At 65.3% G+C, this 21318-nt stretch carries 17 protein-coding genes and 1 pseudogene; 8 read left to right on the top strand and 10 right to left on the bottom strand.

Features of this window, described 5'->3' with window-relative positions:
• Positions 1-240 precede the first annotated feature (240 nt).
• Genes HZZ13_RS15155 through HZZ13_RS15135 form a run of 5 tightly spaced genes read left to right on the top strand, consistent with a single transcriptional unit; the run spans position 241 to position 5860 of the window.
• Positions 241-2031, top strand: a complete 1791-nt coding sequence (locus HZZ13_RS15155; protein ID WP_197960368.1) for a peptide ABC transporter substrate-binding protein — start codon at positions 241-243, stop codon at positions 2029-2031.
• 26 nt (positions 2032-2057) lie between these two features.
• Complete coding sequence (locus tag HZZ13_RS15150) at positions 2058-3017, top strand: ABC transporter permease (protein WP_197960367.1); 960 nt, start codon at positions 2058-2060, stop codon at positions 3015-3017.
• The gene (locus tag HZZ13_RS15145) at positions 2983-3900 is read left to right on the top strand and encodes an ABC transporter permease (RefSeq protein WP_197960366.1); all 918 of its coding nucleotides are present in this window, start codon (positions 2983-2985) and stop codon (positions 3898-3900) included. The genes HZZ13_RS15150 and HZZ13_RS15145 overlap by 35 nt, the downstream gene beginning before the upstream one ends.
• Complete coding sequence (locus tag HZZ13_RS15140; RefSeq protein ID WP_197960365.1) at positions 3900-4895, top strand: ABC transporter ATP-binding protein; 996 nt, start codon at positions 3900-3902, stop codon at positions 4893-4895. Before HZZ13_RS15145 ends, HZZ13_RS15140 begins: the two co-directional genes overlap by 1 nt.
• Complete coding sequence (locus HZZ13_RS15135) at positions 4892-5860, top strand: ABC transporter ATP-binding protein (protein ID WP_197960364.1); 969 nt, start codon at positions 4892-4894, stop codon at positions 5858-5860. Before HZZ13_RS15140 ends, HZZ13_RS15135 begins: the two co-directional genes overlap by 4 nt.
• A gap of 12 nt (positions 5861-5872) precedes the next feature.
• Here HZZ13_RS15135 and HZZ13_RS15130 read toward each other — a convergent pair whose 3' ends face one another.
• Positions 5873-6913 carry a helix-turn-helix domain-containing protein gene (locus HZZ13_RS15130; protein WP_197960363.1) on the bottom strand — a complete coding sequence of 347 codons (1041 nt, stop codon included), beginning with the start codon at positions 6911-6913 and terminating at the stop codon, positions 5873-5875.
• 303 nt (positions 6914-7216) lie between these two features.
• Here HZZ13_RS15130 and HZZ13_RS15125 point away from each other — a divergent pair, with 303 nt between their 5' ends.
• Positions 7217-10759 carry an autotransporter domain-containing protein gene (locus tag HZZ13_RS15125; RefSeq protein ID WP_311972652.1) on the top strand — a complete coding sequence of 1181 codons (3543 nt, stop codon included), beginning with the start codon at positions 7217-7219 and terminating at the stop codon, positions 10757-10759.
• Between the two features lie 172 nt (positions 10760-10931).
• Here HZZ13_RS15125 and HZZ13_RS15120 read toward each other — a convergent pair whose 3' ends face one another.
• From HZZ13_RS15120 to HZZ13_RS15085, 8 genes and pseudogenes are all read right to left on the bottom strand, one after another.
• Complete coding sequence (locus tag HZZ13_RS15120) at positions 10932-11153, bottom strand: dodecin (RefSeq protein ID WP_197960362.1); 222 nt, start codon at positions 11151-11153, stop codon at positions 10932-10934.
• A gap of 273 nt (positions 11154-11426) precedes the next feature.
• A complete protein-coding gene (locus HZZ13_RS15115) occupies positions 11427-11984 on the bottom strand; it encodes an HNH endonuclease (RefSeq protein WP_025033554.1) in 558 nt (185 codons plus the stop codon).
• 203 nt (positions 11985-12187) lie between these two features.
• Positions 12188-13165: a peptidyl-alpha-hydroxyglycine alpha-amidating lyase family protein gene (locus HZZ13_RS15110; protein ID WP_197960361.1), complete on the bottom strand. Its 978-nt coding sequence runs from the start codon at positions 13163-13165 to the stop codon at positions 12188-12190.
• A gap of 128 nt (positions 13166-13293) precedes the next feature.
• Positions 13294-13476: pseudogene (locus HZZ13_RS15105) on the bottom strand (monooxygenase); the annotation flags it as partial.
• 51 nt (positions 13477-13527) lie between these two features.
• Positions 13528-14613 carry a DUF2855 family protein gene (locus tag HZZ13_RS15100; protein WP_197960360.1) on the bottom strand — a complete coding sequence of 362 codons (1086 nt, stop codon included), beginning with the start codon at positions 14611-14613 and terminating at the stop codon, positions 13528-13530.
• Between the two features lie 100 nt (positions 14614-14713).
• Positions 14714-16228 (bottom strand): acyl-CoA synthetase, encoded by a 1515-nt coding sequence (locus HZZ13_RS15095; protein WP_197960359.1) that lies wholly within the window; start codon positions 16226-16228, stop codon positions 14714-14716.
• A 23-nt stretch (positions 16229-16251) separates the two neighbouring features.
• The gene (locus HZZ13_RS15090; RefSeq protein WP_197960358.1) at positions 16252-17436 is read right to left on the bottom strand and encodes an ABC transporter substrate-binding protein; all 1185 of its coding nucleotides are present in this window, start codon (positions 17434-17436) and stop codon (positions 16252-16254) included.
• Between the two features lie 50 nt (positions 17437-17486).
• The gene (locus HZZ13_RS15085; RefSeq protein WP_197960523.1) at positions 17487-18461 is read right to left on the bottom strand and encodes an NAD(P)H-dependent flavin oxidoreductase; all 975 of its coding nucleotides are present in this window, start codon (positions 18459-18461) and stop codon (positions 17487-17489) included.
• Between the two features lie 181 nt (positions 18462-18642).
• Here HZZ13_RS15085 and HZZ13_RS15080 point away from each other — a divergent pair, with 181 nt between their 5' ends.
• On the top strand, positions 18643-19530 hold the full coding sequence (locus tag HZZ13_RS15080; protein WP_197960357.1) for a LysR family transcriptional regulator: 888 nt from the start codon (positions 18643-18645) through the stop codon (positions 19528-19530).
• 140 nt (positions 19531-19670) lie between these two features.
• Here the strand turns inward: HZZ13_RS15080 and HZZ13_RS15075 are convergent, their stop codons facing one another.
• A complete protein-coding gene (locus tag HZZ13_RS15075; RefSeq protein ID WP_197960356.1) occupies positions 19671-20330 on the bottom strand; it encodes a DNA-3-methyladenine glycosylase family protein in 660 nt (219 codons plus the stop codon).
• A gap of 116 nt (positions 20331-20446) precedes the next feature.
• Here HZZ13_RS15075 and gluQRS point away from each other — a divergent pair, with 116 nt between their 5' ends.
• Entirely contained in the window at positions 20447-21316 is an 870-nt protein-coding gene (gene gluQRS / locus HZZ13_RS15070; protein WP_197960355.1) for a tRNA glutamyl-Q(34) synthetase GluQRS, read from the top strand.
• Positions 21317-21318 lie beyond the last annotated feature (2 nt).

Genomic DNA, 21318 nt, shown 5'->3' with positions numbered 1-21318 from the left:
TCTGATCCAGCGAACAAATTTTCCGCAGTGCAGCGCGCAATCCAGCAGATTTTAATGCTGGATTGCCGAACGGATGGGCTGCGGAACGCTATTTTGCCCAACGGACAGCCAGAACACCGTTTGCATACACATGGTCCCAGTTGACGTGCACCCCATTCGGTGTGCCATCTACTGCCAGCCAACCGGCGGTCGCCTCGAACGGCCGCCTGCATCCATGCCGGAACCAGACGGGGGACAACCATGCTGGACAAAGAACTGCGTTCGATGATCGGTCAGGTGAAGGACGGGCGGATGGACCGCCGCGCCTTCATCAAGCGCCTCGCCGCGGTCGGTCTCACCGCTCCACTGGCCAACCAGCTCCTCGCGCTCGGCGGCGTTGCCATGGCGCAGAGCCCCGCGGTCTACAAGCCGACCAAGCGCGGGGGTGGCGGCCCTCTCAAGGTGCTGTGGTGGCAGGGGCCGACGCTGCTCAATCCGCATTTCGCCACCGGCACCAAGGACCAGGACGGATCGCGGCTTTTCTACGAACCGCTCGCGAGCTGGGACGCCGACGGCAATCTCAACCCGATCCTCGCGGCAGAGATTCCTTCGCTTGCAAACGGCGGTCTCGCCGCCGATGCCAAATCGGTGGTCTGGAAAATCAAGCCGGGAGTCAAATGGCACGATGGCAAGCCGCTGACTGCCGACGACTTCGTATTTACCTGGCAATATGCCAGCGATCCCGCCACGGCTGCCGTCAGCATCAGCACCTATGGCGATATCACGGTCGAGAAGGTAAGCGATCTTTCGATTCGCATCCTGTTCAAGACTCCGACGCCGTTCTGGGCAAATGCCTTCGTCGGCGCCTATGGCTGCGTTCTCCCGAAGCATCTGTTCGCAGACTACAAGGGCTCGAAGTCCCGCGAGGCGCCGAACAATCTGTCCCCGGTGGGCACCGGTCCCTACAAGTTCGTCGAGTTCAAGCCGGGCGATGTGGTCCGCGGCGAGCTCAATCCCGACTACCACATGCCCAACCGTCCGCATTTCGACACCATCGAGATGAAGGGCGGCGGCGATGCCGTCTCGGCGGCGCGCGCGGTGATCCAGACCGGGGAATTCGATTTCGCCTGGAACATGCAGGTCGAAGACGACGTGCTGCTGCGTCTGGAGAAGGGCGGCAAGGGCAAGACGCTCTACGCCACCGGCGGCGACATCGAGTTCATCGCGATCAACTTCACCGATCCGAACACTGAGATCGATGGCGAACGGTCCTCGATCAAGACCAAGCACCCGATCCTCTCGGATCCGAACGTGCGCAAGGCGCTCGCCCTGCTCGTCGACCGCGAGTCCGTCAAGAAGGCAATCTATGGTCGCGCCGGCCGTACCACCGCCAACTACCTCAACGGGCCCGAAAAATTCGTCTCGAAGAACACATCGTGGGAGTTCAACATCGAGAAGGCGTCGAAGATGCTCGATGACGCCGGCTGGAAGGTCGGAGCGGACGGCATCCGCGAGAAAGACGGCAAGAAATTCAAACTTCTGTACCAGACCTCGACCAACGGTCCGCGCCAGAAGACCCAGGCCATCGTCAAGCAGGCCTGTCAAAAGGCCGGCATCGACGTGGAGCTGAAATCGGTCGTCGCCTCGGTGTTCTTCTCGTCGGACGTTGCCAACCCGGACACCTATCCCAAGTTCTATGCCGACATCGAGGAGTTCCAGATCCCGATGACGCAGCCGGATCCGGCCCTGCACATGCGGCGCTACATCTCCGCCAATGTGGCTACCAAGGAGAACAAGTGGCAGGGGCAGAATTTCCCGCGCTACGTCAACAAGGACTATGATGCCGCCATTGCCGCGGCCGAGACCGAGACCGATCCGGTCAAGCGCGCCGCGCTCTACATCAAGTGCAACGACCTGTTGTGGCAGGACACCGTGTTCATTCCCGTGATGCATCGCCTCAAGGTCGAGGCCGCGGCGAACAACTTGCGGCCGGCGCTGAGCGGCTGGGCCAACGAGACCGACAACATCCAGGACTGGTACCGGGAGGCCTGAGCGCAGGCTAAACGGGTTTCTTCCTTATGAGTCAGTATGTCCTGCGTCGCCTCCTGATTGCCGTTCCGAGCCTGCTGGCGATTTCGCTGGTGCTGTTCGTCGTGCTCGCGCTCGCCCCCGGCGATCCGTTCTCCGAGCTGGCCACCAATCCGAACGTGCCGCCCGAGGTGCAGGCGGCGCTCCGGGCCAAGTTCGGGCTCGACGATCCGATCTACCTCCGGTACCTGCACTGGCTCAACGCCATGCTGCACGGCGACTGGGGCTTCTCCTTCGTCAGCCGGATGAACGTCGACACGCTGATCCTCCAGCGCCTGCCCGCCACGCTCTACGTGATCGGCTCGGCGCAGGTCCTGGCGCTGCTGATCGCGATTCCGGTCGGCGTCTATGCCGCGACGAAACCGTATTCGCTGTTCGACCAGATCGCCAATACGCTCGCCTTCGTCGGTTTCTCGCTGCCGACCTTCTTCACCGGCATCCTGTTCATCCTGATCTTCTCGGTCACGCTGGACTGGCTGCCTTTCGTCTACACCACCGACATCAAGGCCACCGGCATCCGCTGGGTGCTGGAGATGATCCGTCAGGCAATCATGCCGGTGGCGGTGCTCGGCCTGTTCCAGGCGGCATCGATGACGCGCTTCGTGCGCTCGGCGATGCTCGACGTCATCCGGCTCGACTACGTCACCACGGCGCGGGCCAAGGGCCTCGGCCAGACCACGGTGATCGTCAAGCACGTGATGCGCAACGCCATGATCCCCGTGGTCACGCTGATCGCGCTGCAGATGCCCGCGGTGTTCGGCGGCGCCATCGTCACCGAGCAGATCTTCCGCATTCCCGGCATCGGCTCGCTCTTGATCTCCTCCATCCTTTCCAACGACACGCCGGTGGTGATGGCCGTGACCTTCGTCTTCGCGTGCCTGGTCGTGCTGTTCAATCTCATCGCGGACGTGCTTTATGGCTGGCTTGACCCTCGCATCTCCCTCCGCTGAGCGGCGCGTCTACTCGCCCTGGCGCGAGACGTGGCGGCGCTACAGCCGCCACCGGCTCGCGGTGGTCAGCGCTGTCCTGCTCCTCATTCTGGTGCTCGCCGTCGTGCTTGGGCCGTTCGTGTGGCGCGTGAAGATCAACGAGATCGATATTGTTGCAGGGCTACAGGGACCCTCGCTCGCCCACCCCTTCGGCACCGACGATCTCGGCCAGGACATTCTGGCGCGCATGATCTATGGCGGCCGCATCTCGCTCGCGGTCGGGCTCGCCGCGATGCTGGTCGCCGTCATCATCGGCACGCTGATCGGCGCGCTCGCCGGAATGTCGCGCGGCGCACTCGGGCACGGGCTGATGTGGCTCACCGACCTGTTCCTGTCGCTGCCGCAGCTGCCGCTGCTCCTCTTGCTGATCTATCTCTTCCGCGACGGTCTGAAGCAGGTGTTCGGGCCCGAAGGCGGCATCTTCATCCTGATCGTGCTCGTGATCGGAGGCCTGCGCTGGATGCCGGTCGCGCGCCTGGTGCGTGCCCAGTTCCTGTCGCTCCGCGAAAAGGAGTTCGTCGAAGCTGCCCGTGCGCTCGGCGCCAGTCCGGTGCGGCAGGTGGTGCGGCACATCCTGCCCAATGCGGTCGGCCCGGTGATCATCGCCGGCACCATCGACGTCGCCGCCGCGATCATCGCGGAATCGACGCTGTCCTTCCTCGGCCTCGGCTTCCCGCCGGATACCCCGACCTGGGGCCGGCTGCTCTATGACGCCAAGGATTTTCTCGATATCGGCCCGCACTGGGCGCTGTTTCCGGGCGGCGCGATCTTCATCGCGGTGGTCGCCATCAACTTCATCGGCGACGGTCTGCGCGACGCGCTCGATGCGCGACGGGTGATCTGATGGCGCCGCTGCTCGAGATCAAGGGCCTGAAAACCCACTTCGCCACCGACGATGGCATCCTCCAGGCCGTCGACGGGGTCGACATCTCCATCAACAAGGGCGAGACGCTCTGCGTCGTCGGCGAGTCCGGCTGCGGCAAGACCGTGACCGCGATGTCGATCCTGAAGCTGATCGCGATGCCGCCGGGCCGCATCGCGGCGGGCCAGATCATCTTCGAAGGGCGCGATCTGGTGCCGCTGACCAGCAACCAGCTCGACGAGATCCGCGCCAAGGAGATCGGCTTCATCTTCCAGGAGCCGATGACCTCGCTCAATCCGGTGCTCACGATCGGCGAGCAGATCGCCGAGAGCCTGCGCCGGCACGAAGCGGTGACCAAGAAGCAGGCGCTCGAGCGCACCATCGAGATGCTGAAACTGGTGCAGATCCCGAACGCCGAAGGCCGCGTGCACAATTATCCGCATCAGTTCTCCGGCGGCATGCGCCAGCGCGTGATGATCGCGATGGCGCTCGCCTGCAAGCCGAAGCTGATCATCGCCGACGAGCCCACCACCGCGCTCGACGTCACCATCCAGGCGCAGATCCTCGACCTGTTGCAGGACATGAAGGACCGCTTCGGCATGGCGGTGATGCTGATCACCCATGCCATGGGCGTCGTCGCCGAAACCGCGCAGCGTGTCGTCGTGATGTATGCCGGCAAGGTGGTGGAGGAGGCGCCCGTCGACGACCTCTTCGGCGATCCCCGTCATCCCTATACGCAAGGCCTGATCCGCTCGATCCCGCGCATCGATCTCGACAGCGAGCACAAGACGCGGCTCGAGGCGATCGGCGGCTCGGTGCCGATCCTGATCAATCCGCCGGTCGGCTGCCGCTTCGCGCCGCGCTGCAAGTTCGCCATGAATGTGTGCACCGAGAAGGAGCCGCTGCTGCGCGAGATCGCGCCCGGTCACCGCATGGCCTGTCATCTCGGCGATCCGAACCTGGGAGCCGCGTCATGAGCGAGCCCTTGCTCCGCGTCAGCGGCCTGAAGAAACATTTCCCCGTGCTCGGCGGCCTCTTGTCGCGCCAGGTCGGCACCGTCTATGCGGTCGATGGCGTGTCGTTCTCGGTCAACCGCGGCGAGACGCTCGGTCTCGTCGGCGAATCCGGTTGCGGCAAGTCGACGACGGGGCGCTGCGTGCTGCGCCTGATCGAGCCGACCGATGGCGAGGTCACCTTCGATGGCCAGGACGTGCGCAAGCTCGGCGGCAACGACCTGCGCGCGATGCGGCGGAACATGCAGCTGGTGTTCCAGGATCCGTTCGCCTCGCTCAATCCGCGCATGACGGTCGGGGCCATTCTCGGCGAGGCCTTCACCATCCACAATCTCGCCTCCTCCCCGAAAGAGCGCGAGGAGCGCGTTGCGGGTCTGCTGGTCAAGGTCGGGCTCAAGGCCGAGCACATGCGGCGCTATCCGCACGAATTCTCCGGCGGCCAGCGCCAGCGCATCGTGATCGCGCGCGCGCTCGCGGTGGAGCCGAAGCTGATCGTCTGCGACGAGCCGGTCTCCGCGCTCGACGTGTCGATCCAGGCCCAGGTCATCAACCTCCTGGAGGACCTCCAGGCCGAGCTGAACCTGACCTATCTGTTCGTCGCGCACGATCTGTCGGTGGTCGAGCACATCTCCGACCGCGTGGCGGTGATGTATCTCGGCCGCATCGTCGAGCTCGCGAAAGCCAGCGACCTCTACCGCAACCCGCAGCATCCTTACACCAGGGCGCTGCTCTCCGCGGTGCCGGTGCCCGACCCCAAGCTCAAGCGCGAGCGCATCCGCCTCAAGGGCGACGTGCCGAGCCCGATGAAGCCGCCCTCCGGCTGTCACTTCCACACCCGCTGTCCGATCGCCCAACCGCGCTGCGCGGAGAGCGCGCCGGTGTTGAAGGAGGGCGCGGGCGGGCATTTCGTGGCGTGCCATCTGGCGTGAACGTCGCCGAAACTATGGCGTGCGTTGACGCGCCAGCTGATGCAGCAGCGTATCGACGGCCGGCACGGCGCCGGTCTCGCGCAGCCATTTCTCGGCGAGCTCCCTCAGCTCGCCCGGGGTCAGGCCGAATTTGCGGCGGAACGCGCGGATGAAGGTGGAATCGCTGCTGAAGTGCAGGTCGACAGCGAGGTCGATCAGGCGCTTGTCCTCCGCGGACGGAGATATCATTTGGCGAAACGCCAGATTGAGCCGCTGCTCCCTGACGTAATGGGCCAGCCCGCCATCGGCCTCGAATAGCCGATAGAGGGTCGCGCGCGAAATCTGGAAACGCGGGCAGAGCTCTTCCGTGGTGAGCGCGTCGCTTTCGAGGTTGTGGGCAATGTGGCGCTTGATCATCGCAAGATAAAGATGTCGTTCGGACCGCTCGACCCCTGCCGCAAGCGCGGCCGCGCCGCCGGCGGCCGACGCGACGAGGTCGGCGATCGCCTCGATCGTGGCCTCGATGCTACCGGCCTCGGGGTCGGACGGCAGCATCAGCGCCGCAAAATGGTTGGCGAGGAGGCGGGCATGAGGATGCTCCGCCGGCAACAACACCGCAGTGGCAGCGTCGGGATGGGCGAGGCGGGGCGCCAGCATCGCGCGTTGCAGGATGATCGCCCTGAGGTGGGTGCGGCCGCCGCCGCCCCGCAGCACGGTCCGGTTCGGCGGTCCCATATCAAGCAGACAGATGTCACCAGGCTTCAGCGTCACCTCGCGCCGTCCCGAGCTGAACCACATCTCGCCTTCGAGGCACAGGGTCACGTGATAGTGATCCATGCCCCCGCGGGCAATGTGCGCCGGCGTCCGGTCGTATTCGACATCGGTCACGCGTGAATCGACGAGCAGCGCGTTGCCGGCCATCGTCGACACGGCCGTCATATGGAAATCGTCTTCGGCGGTGAGCGGGTTGACGTCGCAGACGTCGATCGTCATCGCGCGCAACTGCGTCAACGCTGCGGGGCCGCGCTCGCCATCATTCACCGGCACGCTTTCGTTCGCGACTGCTCCGTCCATGCTGTGTCCCCTCGGGCCTGGCTGCACGGACAAAGGCCAGACGCAGCACGTGTTTGACGCAGCTACCTATTCATCCGGCCAACGCGGAGCAACCGCGCGTAAGTGGCAAGGCGCGCGGTCCGGTTGTGATGCGTTTGCATCAGTGCCGGCATGAATCCGTGGCTGAGACTCCGGGCACATCGGCCGTGTCGCCCGCCTGCTAAGGCTCGCCCAGATCCTTTAATCGCCGCTGCCTGTGTTTTGATCAGGCGGCGCCCGGTTGGCATACGAGTTCGCATAAGGTCGACCACGTTGCAGTTGCCGTTGTACTTGCCCCACCTTCCAGTGAAGCCGTTTCGTCTGCGTGAGATGCTGCTGGCGTCGACATTGATGCTGCTGGCCCGCCAGCCGGCCCTGGCCGACTGCTCGCCCCAGCCCGCCAGCAACGTGACGGCGACCTGCACCGGCACCACCCTCAACCAGGGCACCGGCGCGCCCGGCACCAGCGCGGACATTGACGGCTATGGCACCGGCGCCGCGTCTGACATCACCATCAACGTGGCCGCCGGCGCTGCCAACACGGTCACCGGCAATCGTTACGGCATCTATTTCGTCGACGGGACAGTGGCCAACGGTGCCGGAGCCAGTATCATGGGCGGGGTGGCTGGAATTTTCACCACCACCGGCGCTGTTAACATCACTAATTTCGGCAGCATTGCGAGCACTTCCGGCTCGGGCATCGACGCTGCCACCGACGCGATTGTGACAAACAACGTCGGCGCCAGCATCACGGGGGCTGTTGCAATTTGGACCCACAACGCCGCCACCGTCACCAATTCCGGCAGCATTGCCGGAACTTCGGGCCCCGGCATTTATGCCTCCACCAGCGCGACGGTGACCAACAACGCTGGCGCCGACATCACGGGTCGGAATGCTGGAATTGCAGCCAACAACGGCGCCGCCGCCGTCACCAATTCCGGCAGCATTACCGGTACTACCGCCAACGGCATTCTCGCTTCCTCCAGCGCGACAGTGACCAACAACGCCGGCGCCAGCATCACCGGCGGGGCTGTTGGAATTGAAACGTTTACCGGCGCCGTCAACGTCACCAATTCCGGCAGCATTGCCGGCACTTCTAGCTATGGCATAAGCGCAGGCTCTAGCGCGACGGTGACTAACAACGCTGGCGCCAGCATCACGGGCGGGCTATTGGGAATTGTAGCCAACTTTGGCGCCGCCACTGTCGCCAATTCCGGCAGCATTACCGGCACTTCCAACTACGGGATTTTCGCTTCCGCCAACGCGACGGTGACCAACAATGCCGGCGCCAGCATCGCCGGCGGGGGGTATGGAATCTACGCCGGCGCAGGCGGTTCTTCGGTCTTCAATGCCGGCAGCATCAGCGGCGGCACTGCCGCGATCCGGTTCGCGGGCACCGGCAACACGCTGACGCTGGCGTCCGGCTCGGTGATTTCGGGCAATGTGCTCGGCACCGGCAGCGACACGTTCCAGCTCGGCGGCAGCGGCGCGGCCAGTTTCGACGTGTCGCAGCTCGGCGTCGCCGCGCAATATCGGGGCTTCGGCACCTTCAACAAGATCGGCAGCTCGACCTGGACGCTGACCGGCACGCCCGGACAGGCCACGAGCTGGACCATCAGCGCCGGCACGCTCTCGGTGTCGTCGGACACAAATCTCGGCAGCGGAGTGGAGGCCTTCTCGTTCAATGGCGGCATCCTGCAAGTCACCGGCACGGCTTTCACGTCGACGTCGCGCACCATCAACTGGGGTGCGAACGGTGGCGGCTTCGACATCGCCGATGCGAGCAACAACTTCACCGTCTCCCAGGCAATCGGTCCGGGCGGCGGATTGATGAAGCTCGGCGACGGCACGCTGACGCTGTCGGGCGCCAACACTTATACCGGCGGCACGACGGTCGATGGCGGCACGTTGCTGCTGTCCGGCGCCGGTACGCTCGGGGATGCAAGCGGGAGCACCACCGTCAACAGCGGCGGCACGCTCGACCTTGGCGGCACGACCCAGACCCAGAGCGCGGTCAGTCTCGCCGGCGGCACCATCCAGAACGGCGGCCTGAATGCATCGGTCAGCTCGACCGGCGGCACCATCAGCGATCTCGGCGGCAGCGCGAGCCTGACCACCACGTCAGGCACCACGACGCTGCTCGGGATCAACAGCTATACCGGCGCGACCGCTGTGAACGGTGGCGTGCTCGATGTCGAAGGATCGATCACCGGCACCTCGACGGTGACGGTGAACGCCGGCGGCACCCTGACGGGGACCGGGCTCGTCGATCCCCTGGTCGTGACCATCGCCTCCGGCGGCACCCTGGCGCCGGGCAACGGCACGGCCGGCACGTCGCTGGCGATCGAAGGCAACCTCGCCTTGCAATCGGGCGCGATCTATCTGGTGCAGGTCAATCCGACCGCGGCGTCTTATACGACGGTCACCGGCAATGCGAACCTCGGTGGCGCCACGGTGAATGCGGTGTTCGCCAGCGGCAGCTATATCAGCAAGACCTACACCATCCTGACGGCGAGCGCAGGCTTCTCAGGTACGTTTGGCTCGCTCGTCGACACCAACCTGCCGGCGAACTTCAGCACGAATCTCAGCTACGACGCCAATAATGCCTATCTCAACCTCGTCCTCAACTTCGCCATTCCTGGCGGGCTGAATGGCAACCAGCAGGCGGTCGGCAACGCGCTGACCAATTTCTTCAACGCCAACGGCAGCATTCCGCTCACTTATGGCGCGTTGACGGCGGCCGGCCTGACGCAGGCTTCCGGCGAGCTCGGGACCTCCCCGCAGCAGACGACGTTCAACGCGATGGGCCAGTTCATGGGCCTGCTCACCGATCCCGTCGCGCAGCGAAGCGGCGAGGCGGGTAGTGGCAGTGGCGCGGCCGCCTTTGCCGACGAAGACAGCGCCAGCGCCTATGCCGCGCGCAAGCCAACCGATGCCTTTGCGATGGTCACCAAGGCGCCGCCACGCACTTTCGAGCAGCGCTGGAGCGTCTGGGCTGCGGGCTTCGGCGGCTCGCAGGCGACGAGCGGCAATGCGATCGTCGGCTCGAACGACACGACGAGCCGCATCTTTGGGACCGCCGCCGGGGCCGATTATCGGGTCTCGGCAGATACGCTCGCCGGCTTTGCGCTGGCCGGCGGCGGGACCAATTTCAGCGTCGCAGGCGGCCTCGGCTCCGGCCGCTCCGACCTGTTCCAGGCCGGCGCTTATCTCCGCCACACCAATGGCCCGGCGTACATCGCAGCGGCGCTGGCCTATGGCTGGCAGGACATCACCACCGATCGCACCGTAACGATCACCGGCGCCGATCGTTTGCGCGCCGAGTTCAAGGCGAATGCGTGGTCCGGTCGCGTCGAAGGCGGCTATCGCTTTGTCGTGCCCTGGATCGGCGGTATCGGCCTCATACCCTATGGCGCGGCACAGTTCGTCACCTTCGACCTGCCGGCCTATGCCGAGCAGGTCGTCTCCGGCAGCTCCGCCTTCGCCCTCAGCTACGCCACAAAAACCGTGACGGATACCCGCAGCGAGCTCGGCCTGCGCAGCGACAAATCCTTCGCCTTGCCGGCGGGCGTGCTGACCCTGCGCGGCCGCGCCGCCTGGGCACATGATTTCAATCCGGATCGTTCGATCGCCGCGACCTTCCAGGCGCTGCCCGGGGCAAGCTTCGTCGTCAACGGCGCGGCGCAGGCGCGCGATTCCGCGCTCACCACCGCGTCGATCGAGATGAAATGGCTGAGCGGCTGGTCCGCGGCGACGACCTTCGAAGGCGAGTTCTCGAATGTCACGCGCAGCTATGCCGGAAAGGGCGTCGTCCGCTACGTGTGGTGAATTCCGCCTCTCATCGCGCGGCGCATGCAAGAATATCCGTGCCGATGAGACGCCCGATTGTGCTACAAGCACAGACCTGAAGCGTACGATGCTGGCTGACGGCGGATCAATGGTGTGGGCCGAGGGTGCCGTTCGCGAAATTCGCGGATCGCGTCCGATGCGAGGGCCGTAGTCACTCTTCGAGCGTGAAGCCGACGCGCAGCGTCACCTGAAAATGACGTACGGCGCCGTTCTCGACATGACCGCGCGTCTGCACGACTTCGAACCATCTAATTTCGCGAACGGTCTTGGAGGCGCGGCTGATGGCGTTCTTGATCGCATCCTCGATCGATGTCTCGGACGATCCGACGAGGTCCAGAATCTTGTAGACGTGATCGTGCTCGGCTGTGGGCATGGCCTTCCCTCATTTGATATCTTGCCATCTGAAACATGCGTGGGGCGCAACGTGCGCAGGCGAGCGTGCCTGGCCCACGGTCTGAACGGTCGTGGAAGCTGCGGGTTCCCTGCTATAGGATGGCCCGCATGCACCAGCCGAGGTGGAGCGGCCGACGCCGGCCTGCCAAGTGCTGGGTATGGACAGGGTGCGACGCGACGGGACGATCGGCTCTCTCTGCCTCTGCGTGACGCTCGCCTTGCAGTGGGGGTGACAGCGCGCGCTGGCTCGCCCTTACGGATCCAGCTCCGTATCCCAGTACAGATAGTCCAGCCAGCTGTCGTGCAGATAGTTCGGCGGGAAGAGGCGACCGTTGCGATGGAGCTGGTGCACGGTCGGCGCGAACGCGGTCTGGCGCGGAAACATTTTTGCCTGCGCCGGGGTGAGATTGCCCTTGCGCAAATTACAGGGCGAGCACGCCGCGACCACGTTCTCCCAGGTGGTCTGGCCGCCTTTGCTGCGCGGGATGATGTGATCGAAGGTGAGGTCTTCGGGCGAGCCGCAATATTGGCAGGCGAAACGATCGCGCAGGAAGACGTTGAAGCGGGTGAAGGCGGGGTGGGTGGTCGGCTTGACGAAGGATTTGAGCGAGACGACGCTGGGCAGCTGCATTTCCAGCGTGGGACTTCGAACCGCCTGATCGTAATGTGCGACGATGTTGACGCGGTCGAGGAACACCGCCTTGATCGCGTCCTGCCACGACCACAACGACAGTGGGTAGTAACTCAGCGGCCGGAAGTCCGCATTCAGCACCAACACCGGCCAACTGCCTTGCGAGACATGTGCGTTCAAGTAACGCTCCCGGCCTCCAATGTACGCTGCGAAGCAGCATGTATTGACATACTACATGCAGCGTGACGGGATTGTGAAGCCCGTTGAGCGACTTATTCAGCCGCGGCCAATGCGGCGGCGGGGTGGCGAAGCGCCCAGAAACGCCGTGATTCGGAGAGGGTGGGGCGAGGTTGGCCCGGAACCGCCGCGCCGCCGACGATGCCTCATTCCGCTACCCGCTCCAGCTTCTGCAGGCAGCGCGTCGCGCGCACCGCGGCCGGCATTTCCTCCTCGGGAAAGCTGGTCTCCCAGTTGGCGACGCCGACCTCGCCGACATAGATATCGCCCTTCGAGTCCAGCGCGATGCCGTGCGGCGCCAGGAATTTGCCGCTGGCGACGCCCGGCCCCGCCTCGCCGCCGAGCCGCGCAATGCGATTTCCCCTGGCGTCCACGATCGACAGCCGCGGGCCGAGATTGGGCACGTTGCGGTTGATGGCAAGGCCGGGGCCGAGCTCGCCGATCACGAAGGTCGGGCTCGTGGCCCCGCCGCAGCAGCACAGCGCGCAGGGCCGGTGCAGATTGTTCCACTGCGTCTCGTACTTGCCCTCGCCGTCGAACACCTGGACGCGGTGGTTTTCGCGATCGGCGACGTAGACCCAGCCTTCGGCATCGGTGGCGATATTGTGCACGATGTTGAACTGGCCGGGATCGGTGCCCGGCTCGCCCCAGCTCTTGATCAGCTTGCCGTCGGGCGTGAATTTGTGCACGCGCGCATTGCCATAGCCGTCGGAGACGTAGATCTCGCCCTTCGGCGACAGCGCGGTGTGGGTGCAGCGGTGGAACGGCTCGCCGCTCATGAACGGTGCCGGCTTGGCGGGGATGCCGATCGTCAGCAGCACCTTGCCTTCGGTGGTGCATTTGCGCACGGTGTGGTCGCCGTCATCGGTGCAATAGAGATTGTCGTCGGCATCGATGTGCAGGCCGTGCGCGCGCGAGAACAGGCCTTCGCCAAAACTGCGCAGGAAATTGCCCTCGCGGTCCAGCACCACCATCGGATGGGCGCCGCGGTTGAAGACGTAGACGCGGTCCTTGCTGTCGACCGCGACCGAGGCGACGTCGGTAAGCTGCCAGCCGTCCGGCAATTTCGCGAAGTTGTCGACGACGCGGTAGCGATGCGCGCCGGTGCCGAGAATGGCTGGCATGGGTTGTCTCTCCTCTGGTCATTCCGCGGCGCGACGAAGTCGCGAATCCGGAATCCATTGTGCAGCAGGTTTCCCGGTGGGATAGATTCCGGGCTCGCGCTTCGCGCGCCCCGGAATGACGGCTGTAGCTATATTCGTGCCAAAATCCCTTCCTCGATCGCCTTGATCTGCAGCGCCAGATATTTCGAGTTGATCCGGCATTGCGCGAGGCTGCCGGCGATGAACCAGAGGCCGGGCTGCTTGGTGCGCGCATACATGTTGCGCAGCTCGAAGCCGTCGCCAAAACCCCAGATCGGGCCGACGCGGTCGGCGCTTCCTCTGAGATCGAACGCTATACCGGTTCGACAGCCGTCGAAAGCGCCTTAACCGAGCAATGAGAGCATGTGGCCCTGCTCAGGCGGAATGCGGCCGTTTAGCGTGTCGAGATAGGCCTGCCGCACCGCCTCGGGCCCTCGGCTTTCGATCACGGTCAGGCATTGCTCCAACAGCGGCGCGAAGCCGGCCCATGCCGCGCCCAAACGCTGCTCAATGCCGCCCGGACCCCATTCCTTGGCGCGTTTGCGGATGTGGTCGGGTGCGAAGAACCAGCGCGGCTTTGCGCCGGGCAGCGCGCCTTCGTCGGGTTCGGTGGCGCGATGCGTCAACCCGACGCGCACCGAGCATTTCATCTGGTCGCCGAAATGCCGGTGCAGCGTGGCGCGCAGCGCACTGCTGCCGGCCATGTCGACGAAGGCAACGGGTATGTCCGATGGCAGCGACGTGACGCGGTCATAGGTAACGACCTCGTCGTAGCAGGGCAGCGAGCCGACGAAGCCGGAATTGCCTGCCGAAGTCAGGCCGATCACTCTGCGGCCGCGCGTGTGAAGCAGATGTGCAAGCCCGAATGCGGTCTTGCTCGATGCGCTCGACAGCAGCACGGTGCGCGCGCCGAAATCGTCGTTCTCGGCGAGGAAGTCGTCGACCAGGAACGACAGCATGAACAGCGGCCGCAGCAGCGCCTGAAAGTCGCCCTGCCGCCCGGCGTAAACGGGATCGCCACTGATGCGCGCATAGGCGTTATAAACCGGTGACACGCCCCGACGATGTGCGGCGCCGTCGCACAGGCCGCGCTTGCTGACGTCGGTGGCCTCGATCACGAGATGCGTCGACATCGGGAAATAGCCGAACAAGCGCTCGCCGACCGGCACGTTCGGATGGTTCGAGGCGATCACCTCGCCAAAGCCCCACACCGGGATGTTGCCGAATCCCTCAGGCGCGGGAAAGATCTGCCAGTACTTCAGCTCATCGCCCATCACCGCATAGGTGATGTTGTTGGCGGTGAATGCGAAGCGCTCGACTCTGACGAGCAGTGCATCCTGCGGCAGCGCATCTGCCGCGGGAAGCCGGGTTGCGATCGTCTTGCAGGTTTCGAGATTGTCCCGTGCAACGATGAAGTCGGTGGCTGTCATGATGTCGATCCCGGCTCTGATCCGCACCGGCATCTCATCGACTATGCGCGCTCCGTTTGCAATCTCAACATAGTTTTAAACGCTGTTCGTTCGCCTTCCGCTAGCTGCGCTTCGCCCAATAGGGATCGCGCAGCTTGCGCTTGAAGATCTTTCCGGTTGCTTCGCGGGGCAGCGCATCCAGGAACTTGATCTCCTTCGGCACCTTGAAGTTGGCCAGCCGCTCGCGCAAGAAAGCCTGCACCGCGGCGGCGGAGAGCTGCTCGGCCTGATCGGGCTCGATGCAGGCGCACAGCCGCTCGCCATATTCCGCGTCCGGGATGCCGAACACGGCGCAGTCGCGTACCCCTCGCATGGCGATCAACACGTTCTCGATCTCGGCGGGATAGATGTTGACGCCGCCTGAGATCACCATGTCGCGCTTGCGGTCGCACAAGAAGAGATAGCCGTCCTCGTCGAGATAGCCGACGTCGCCGACGCTGACGAGACCGTCGCGCCCCGCTTCCGCGCGCGCCTGTGCCTTGCCGTGATAGTCGAAATCGGGCACCGCGGTCTGACGCATGTAGATCTCACCGACCTCATTCACGTCGCAGAGGCTGCCGTCGTCGCGAAAGATCTTGACGATGCCGCCTTCGATGGCGCGGCCGACCGTGCCGGGCTTCTTCAGCGCTTCTTCGGCCGAGTGCCAGACCGGGATGCCTGTCTCGGTCGAGCCGAAATATTCGTTGATGACCGGTCCCCACCATTCGATCATCGCCCGCTTCACCTCGGGCGGGCAGGGCGCCGCGCCATGCACGACGAATCGCAGCGACGACAGGTCGTAGCGCTGCCTGACCGCTTCGGGCAGGCGCAACAGGCGGACGAACATGGTCGGCACCATGTGGATATGCGTCACACGGTGGCGCTCGATCAGCGCCAGCAGCTCCTCGGCGTCGAAGCGCGGCTGAAGCACGATGGTGCAGCCGTTGCGGAAGGCCATCATGCCGTAGGAATGCGGCGCCGAATGATACATCGGCCCGTTGATCAGCACCACTTGGCCCTCGCGCGGCTTGATGCCGTAGGCGATCGCGCCGACGCGCTCGGAGGCGGCGGCCTGCTCCGGCTGCATCGGCATGCGACGCACGCCCTTCGGCATGCCTGTGGTCCCCGACGTGTAGATCATCGCCGCGGCCCGGCGCGGCGGCTCTTGCATTTCCGCGTGGCCGTCGCGCCAGCGGTCCCAATCGGTGAGGCCCGCCGGGACCTCGGTCAGCTCACGGGGAATGGCGAAGGTCGCCGCCAGCTCGGGCGGGGTCGCGACCACGAGCAGGCGGACATCCTCCGGAATGCCGCCGCGGATTTGCGGCAGCAGGTCGGCGTGGCAGATCAGGATCTTCGCGCCGCTGTCGGTCAGGATGTAGCGGACCTCCTCGGCCTTCAGGTGCCAGTTGATCGGCACCACGGGGCTGCCGAGCGCGGCCGAGGCCGCGACCACCTCGAACAAGGCGAAGTCGTTGCGCAGCATCATGGCAACCGGCGCGCCTTCGGCAAGGTCGAGGGTGCGCAGCCCGCTCGCTGCGCGTCTGATGCGCGCCTGGATCTCGTCATAGCCGATCCGGCGTTCGCCGCTGATAATCATGGTCTGTCCTGTTCCGTTCGAGGCTAGCGATCGTCCAGCACGTCGCCGAAGCCGACCCAGCTCTTGCCGTTGAACCGCCGCAGCTGCAGCTGCTGGAACGGCAGATAGTCGTCGGCGCCCGTGGTGACGGACATGCCCGGCAGCAGCAGCGGCAGCTTCACGTCCTTCAGCGAGGCGGCCTGCCGCATGATGTTGTCGCGGCTGAAATCGTCCTTGCACGCCTTCAGCATCGTCATCAGCAGCGTCGCGTAGTGATAGCCGGCCGCGTAATTGGAGTTGGAGAGGTCCGCATTCGGCATGTACTGCTTCATGAAGGCGAAATACTCCTTCACGCCGGGATCGCTGGCCCATTGCGGGTCCATCGTGTCCTTCTGGTTGCTCGACGAGATCAGGCCGACGGCGTTGTCGAGCCCGGCCGGCTCCAGGAAGGAGATCGACGAGGCCGAGGTCGGCACGAAGAACAGCTCGGGCTTCCAGCCGATCTCGGCGACGCCCTTGATCATCTGCGAGGTGAACTTGCCGAGCACGACGCCGAACAGCACGTCGGCACCCGATGCTTTCAGGGTCGAGAGCTGCGAGCTGATCGTCGGCGCGCTGGTCTCGTAGGTCGCTTCCGCAACGATCATGCCGGCAGCCTTGTCGCCGAGCGCGCGCTTGAAGCCCGCGACATAGTCGCGGCCGAAATCGTCGTTCTGGGAGAGAATGGCGATCTTGGCGCCCGGCTTGGTGCGCAGCACGTGCTTGGCGTAGACCACGCCTTCGGATTCATAGGCGGCCATGCCGGGCATGGTCCATGGATATTTCTGCGGATCGGCCCATTTGGTCGCGCCCGAAAGCACGAACAGCTGCGGCACCTTCTTGCCGTTGAGGTAGCGCTGCACCGCGCTGTTGGTGGCGGTGCCGAGCGAGCCGAACATCATCAGCACCTCGTCCTGCTCGACGAGCTTGCGGGTCTGCTCGACCGTCTTCGGCGGCGAATAGGCATCGTCCAGCGTGATGAACTTGACCTTGCGGCCGTTGATGCCGCCTTCGGCGTTGATCTTCTCGAAGAACGCCTCCTGCGTCCGGCCGATCGCGCCGAAGCCGGACGCCGGGCCGCTATAGGGCAGGGTCTGTCCGATCCGGATCTCGTCCGTGCCTTCGGCATGGGCGCCGCCGCCGGCGAGTGCCAGCAGAGACAGGCCGATCAAAGCGGCTGCCAGCTTCATGATGTCCTCCCGTTTTGTTGCCAGTCCAATCCTGTTGTTGGACAACGTCGTCAGGCGCTGACGCGCATCAGGAAATCCTGCCCCGCCTGATCGAATTCACGCTTCATGCGCTCGACGAGCTCCGCGACGGGAGGGACATCGGTGATCTGGCCGATGCCCTGGCCCGATCCCCAGATGTCGCGCCATGCCTTCGATTTCATGTTGCCGCCGGAGCCGAAATTCATCTTCGTTTTGTCTGCGGCGGGGAGATTGTCCGGATCGAGGCCGGCGGCAGCGATCGACGGGCCGAGATAATTGCCGTGCACGCCGGTGAACAGGTTGGTGTAGACGATGTTGTGCGCTGCGTGCTGCGTCAGCGCCGACTTGTAGGCCTCGTCGGCATTGGCTTCCTGCGTCGCGATGAAGCGCGTGCCCATATAGGCGAGGTCGGCGCCCAGGGTCAGCGCCGAGGCGATGCCATAGCCGTCGCTGATCGCGCCCGACAGCAGGACGGCGCCGTCGAACCATTGCTTGACCTCGCGCACCAGCGCGAAGGGCGACAGCGTGCCGGCGTGTCCGCCCGCACCGGCGCAGACCAGGATCAGGCCATCGACGCCCTGCTCGGCCGCTTTGCGCGCGTGCTTGACGTTGATGACGTCGTGGAACACCAGCCCGCCATAGGAGTGCGCCGCCTCGACGATCTCCGCCGGCGGCCGCAGCGAGGTGATGATGATCGGCGCCTTGTGCTTGACGCAGGTCTCCATGTCCTTCATCAGCCGGTCGTTGGAGGCATGGCAGATCTGGTTGACGGCGTAGGGCGCGACCTTCTTGCCGGGATTGCGCGATTTGTATTCGCCGAGCTCGTCTTCGATCCGGCTCAGCCATTCGTCCAGCTTCTCGACCGGGCGGGCATTGAGCGCGGGAAGCGAGCCGACGATTCCGGCCTTGCACTGGGCGATCACCAGCTCTGGGCCGGAGACGATGAACAGCGGCGAGCCGACCACGGGCAGCTCGAGCGAATCCTTCAAGAGATTGGGCAGTGCCATCATGTCCTCCCGAAACGCGGTCCCGCCGGCGGGCGGATGACGAGGCGTTTCCGTTTTGATTGTCGCGCGGGCGGATGGACCGCCCGTGGCCGCGGATTTGATCCCATTATAAGGTTGGACGGCGCGGCCCGGCCGTTCAATAATGAACGGACGATCATTCAGGTATGAACAGGGCCGCCGAATGGATTGGGACCTTTGCAAGACCTTCGTCGCGGTCGCCGATACCGGCAGCTTCACCGCCGCCGCCCGCCGCCTGCACACCAGCCATCCCACCGTCAGCCGCAAGATCGCGGCGCTGGAAGCCCAGCTCGGCACAAGATTGGTGGCGCGCGCCGCCGACGGCCTGGCGCTGACCGCGGATGGACGGGCCTTGCGCGAGCACGCCGAGGCCATGGCGGCCGCAGCACTGCGGGCCGAGACCGCAGTCGCGGCGGGTGGACACAAGGCGCGCGGCATCGTCAAGCTGTCGATCGGCGCCACGCTCGCCTCGCACTGGCTGATGCCGCGCCTGCCTGCCTTCCTGCGTGCGCACGATCATATCCAGCTCGAGATCATCACCCATCCGTTTCCGGCGAGCGTGCGCCGGCGTGAGGCGGATGTGGTGCTGCGGCCCTTCGACAGCGGTGAAGAGAACCTGGTCGGCCGCAAGATCGGCCGTCTCGGCACTGGCTTCTATGCCTCGCGCGATTATGCCGCCGGCCGGCCCCTGCCTGAACGGCGCGGCGATTGGAAGGAGCACAGCGTCATCGGCTTCGCCGACCAGACATCCAATGCGCAGCTTGCGCGCTGGAGCGACCTCGTCACGCGGCAGGCGAGGGTGGCGATGCGCTGCTCGTCACAGGGGGACATGCTGGCGGCGGTCCGCGCCGGCATCGGAATCTCCGCGCTGTCGTGCTTCGTCGCCGAAGCCTATTCCGATCTCGTGCGCGTCGCCCCGCAGAAGCTCGCCAGCGTCGCGGATCTCTGGCTGCTGGCCCATCCCGACCTCGTCGAGCTCCCGGCAGTGCGCGCCGTGATCGAATTCGTCGCCGAATGCGCCCGGACCGACCGCGCGCGGCTGCGCGGCTAAGGCCACGTGCCCCGCACGCAGAGCAGCACGCAGTGTCGCGCTGCTGATCCGGGGCCCATGCATCCATCTCGCGACGCTCATGGGTCCCGGCTCTGCGGCGCGTCACTTCGTGCCGCACCGCGTCCGGGACACCGCATCTGTCATGATGAAGCTTGGCCTGCGAGCACGCCCTCGCGCTTCTTCACCGCGCGGTAATAGCTCCACCACAGATGCGCCGCCGCACCGCGCAGCGGACGCCAGGGCTCGGCGATCGGCGCCATCTGCTTCTCCGTCGGCCGCGCCTTGAGGCCTAGCCCGATGCGGATGCCTTCCTGCACGGCGAGGTCGCCGGCCGGCCAGGCGTCGCCGTGGCCGAGGCAGAACAAGAGGTAGAGGTCGGCCGTCCAGGGGCCGATGCCGGGCAGCGCGATCAGGGTGTGATGCGCCGCGTCGGCATCCTCCTCCGCGAGCACGTCGAGGTTCAGCCGCTGCGCGGCGATCTCGCGGGCGAGATGCTTGAGCGTCTTGATCTTGGCGGCAGAGAGGCCGAGCCGCCCCAGCCGGTCGGCGCGGGCGCGGCGCACCGCGCCATGATCGAACGGATCGAATGCGGCCGACAGCCGTCCCCAGATCGCCGCGGCGCTCGCGGTGGAGAGCTGCTGCCCGCAGACGATGTGCGCGAGCCCCGTAAACCCCGGCTCGCGCCGCCGCAACGCCGGCATGCCCGCGATCTCGAGCACGGGCTTGAGGCGCGGATCGCGCTTGATCAGCGCGTGAACGGCCTCTTCGAGATCGGACTGGGTTTCGAGGTGAATGGTCATGAAGGCCCTGCTCGTCATGCGCGGGCTTGACCCGCGCATCCATCTCCTATCGTAACAGAGTCTTGGAAGATGGATGGCCGGGTCAAGCCCGGCCATGACAAGTCTCGTGAGAATCCATGCCACCCGTTTTCCGATTCGCTCCGAGCCCGAACGGCTTCCTGCATCTCGGCCACGCCTATTCCGCGCTGCTCAACTTCGATCGCGCGCGAAAGACCGGCGGGCTTTTGTTGCTGCGGATCGAGGATATCGACGCGACGCGCTGCCGGCCGGACTATGAGACGGCGATCTACGAGGATCTCGCCTGGCTTGGGATTGCCTGGGAGACGCCAGTGCGGCGTCAATCCGAACATCTCGCCGATTATCGCGCTGCGCTGGAAAAGCTCTCGGCACTCGGTCTCGTCTATCCCGCCTTCGAAAGCCGCGCCGAGATCGCTAAGCTGGTGGCGGCGCGCGAGGCCGACGGGCCGTGGCCGCGCGATCCCGACGGCGCACCGCTTTATCCGGGCGATGCCAAATCGCTCTCGGCTGACGAGCGCGCGCAGCTGATCGCCTCGGGCGCGCCCTATGCGCTGCGGCTCGACATGGCGGCCGCCTGCCGCCGCGTCGCCGGCCTGAGCTGGAACGAGCTCGGCGAGAGGCCGGATGGCGAGCGCGGCATCGTCCCGGCGCGGCCGGAGGCCTGGGGCGATGTCATCCTGGCGCGCAAGGAGACGCCGACCAGCTACCATCTCTCTGTGGTCGTCGACGACGCGCTCCAGGGCGTCAGCGAGATCGTGCGCGGGCAGGACCTGTTTTATGCGACGTCGGTGCACCGCCTGCTCCAGGTCCTGCTCGGCCTGCCCGAGCCGGCCTATCGCCATCACCGGCTGATTCGCGATGAGGCGGGTCGGAAGCTGTCGAAATCGAGCCGCTCGACCGGTCTGCGCGAATTGCGCTCGGCCGGCGTCACGCCTGCCGCGATCCGCCAGCTGGTGGGATTAGGTTAAGT

This window comes from Bradyrhizobium agreste, assembly GCF_016031625.1.
GTDB lineage: Bacteria > Pseudomonadota > Alphaproteobacteria > Rhizobiales > Xanthobacteraceae > Bradyrhizobium > Bradyrhizobium agreste.
The sequence above is the reverse complement of the archived record's forward strand: the minus strand, read 5'-3'. Positions and strand labels throughout refer to the sequence as shown.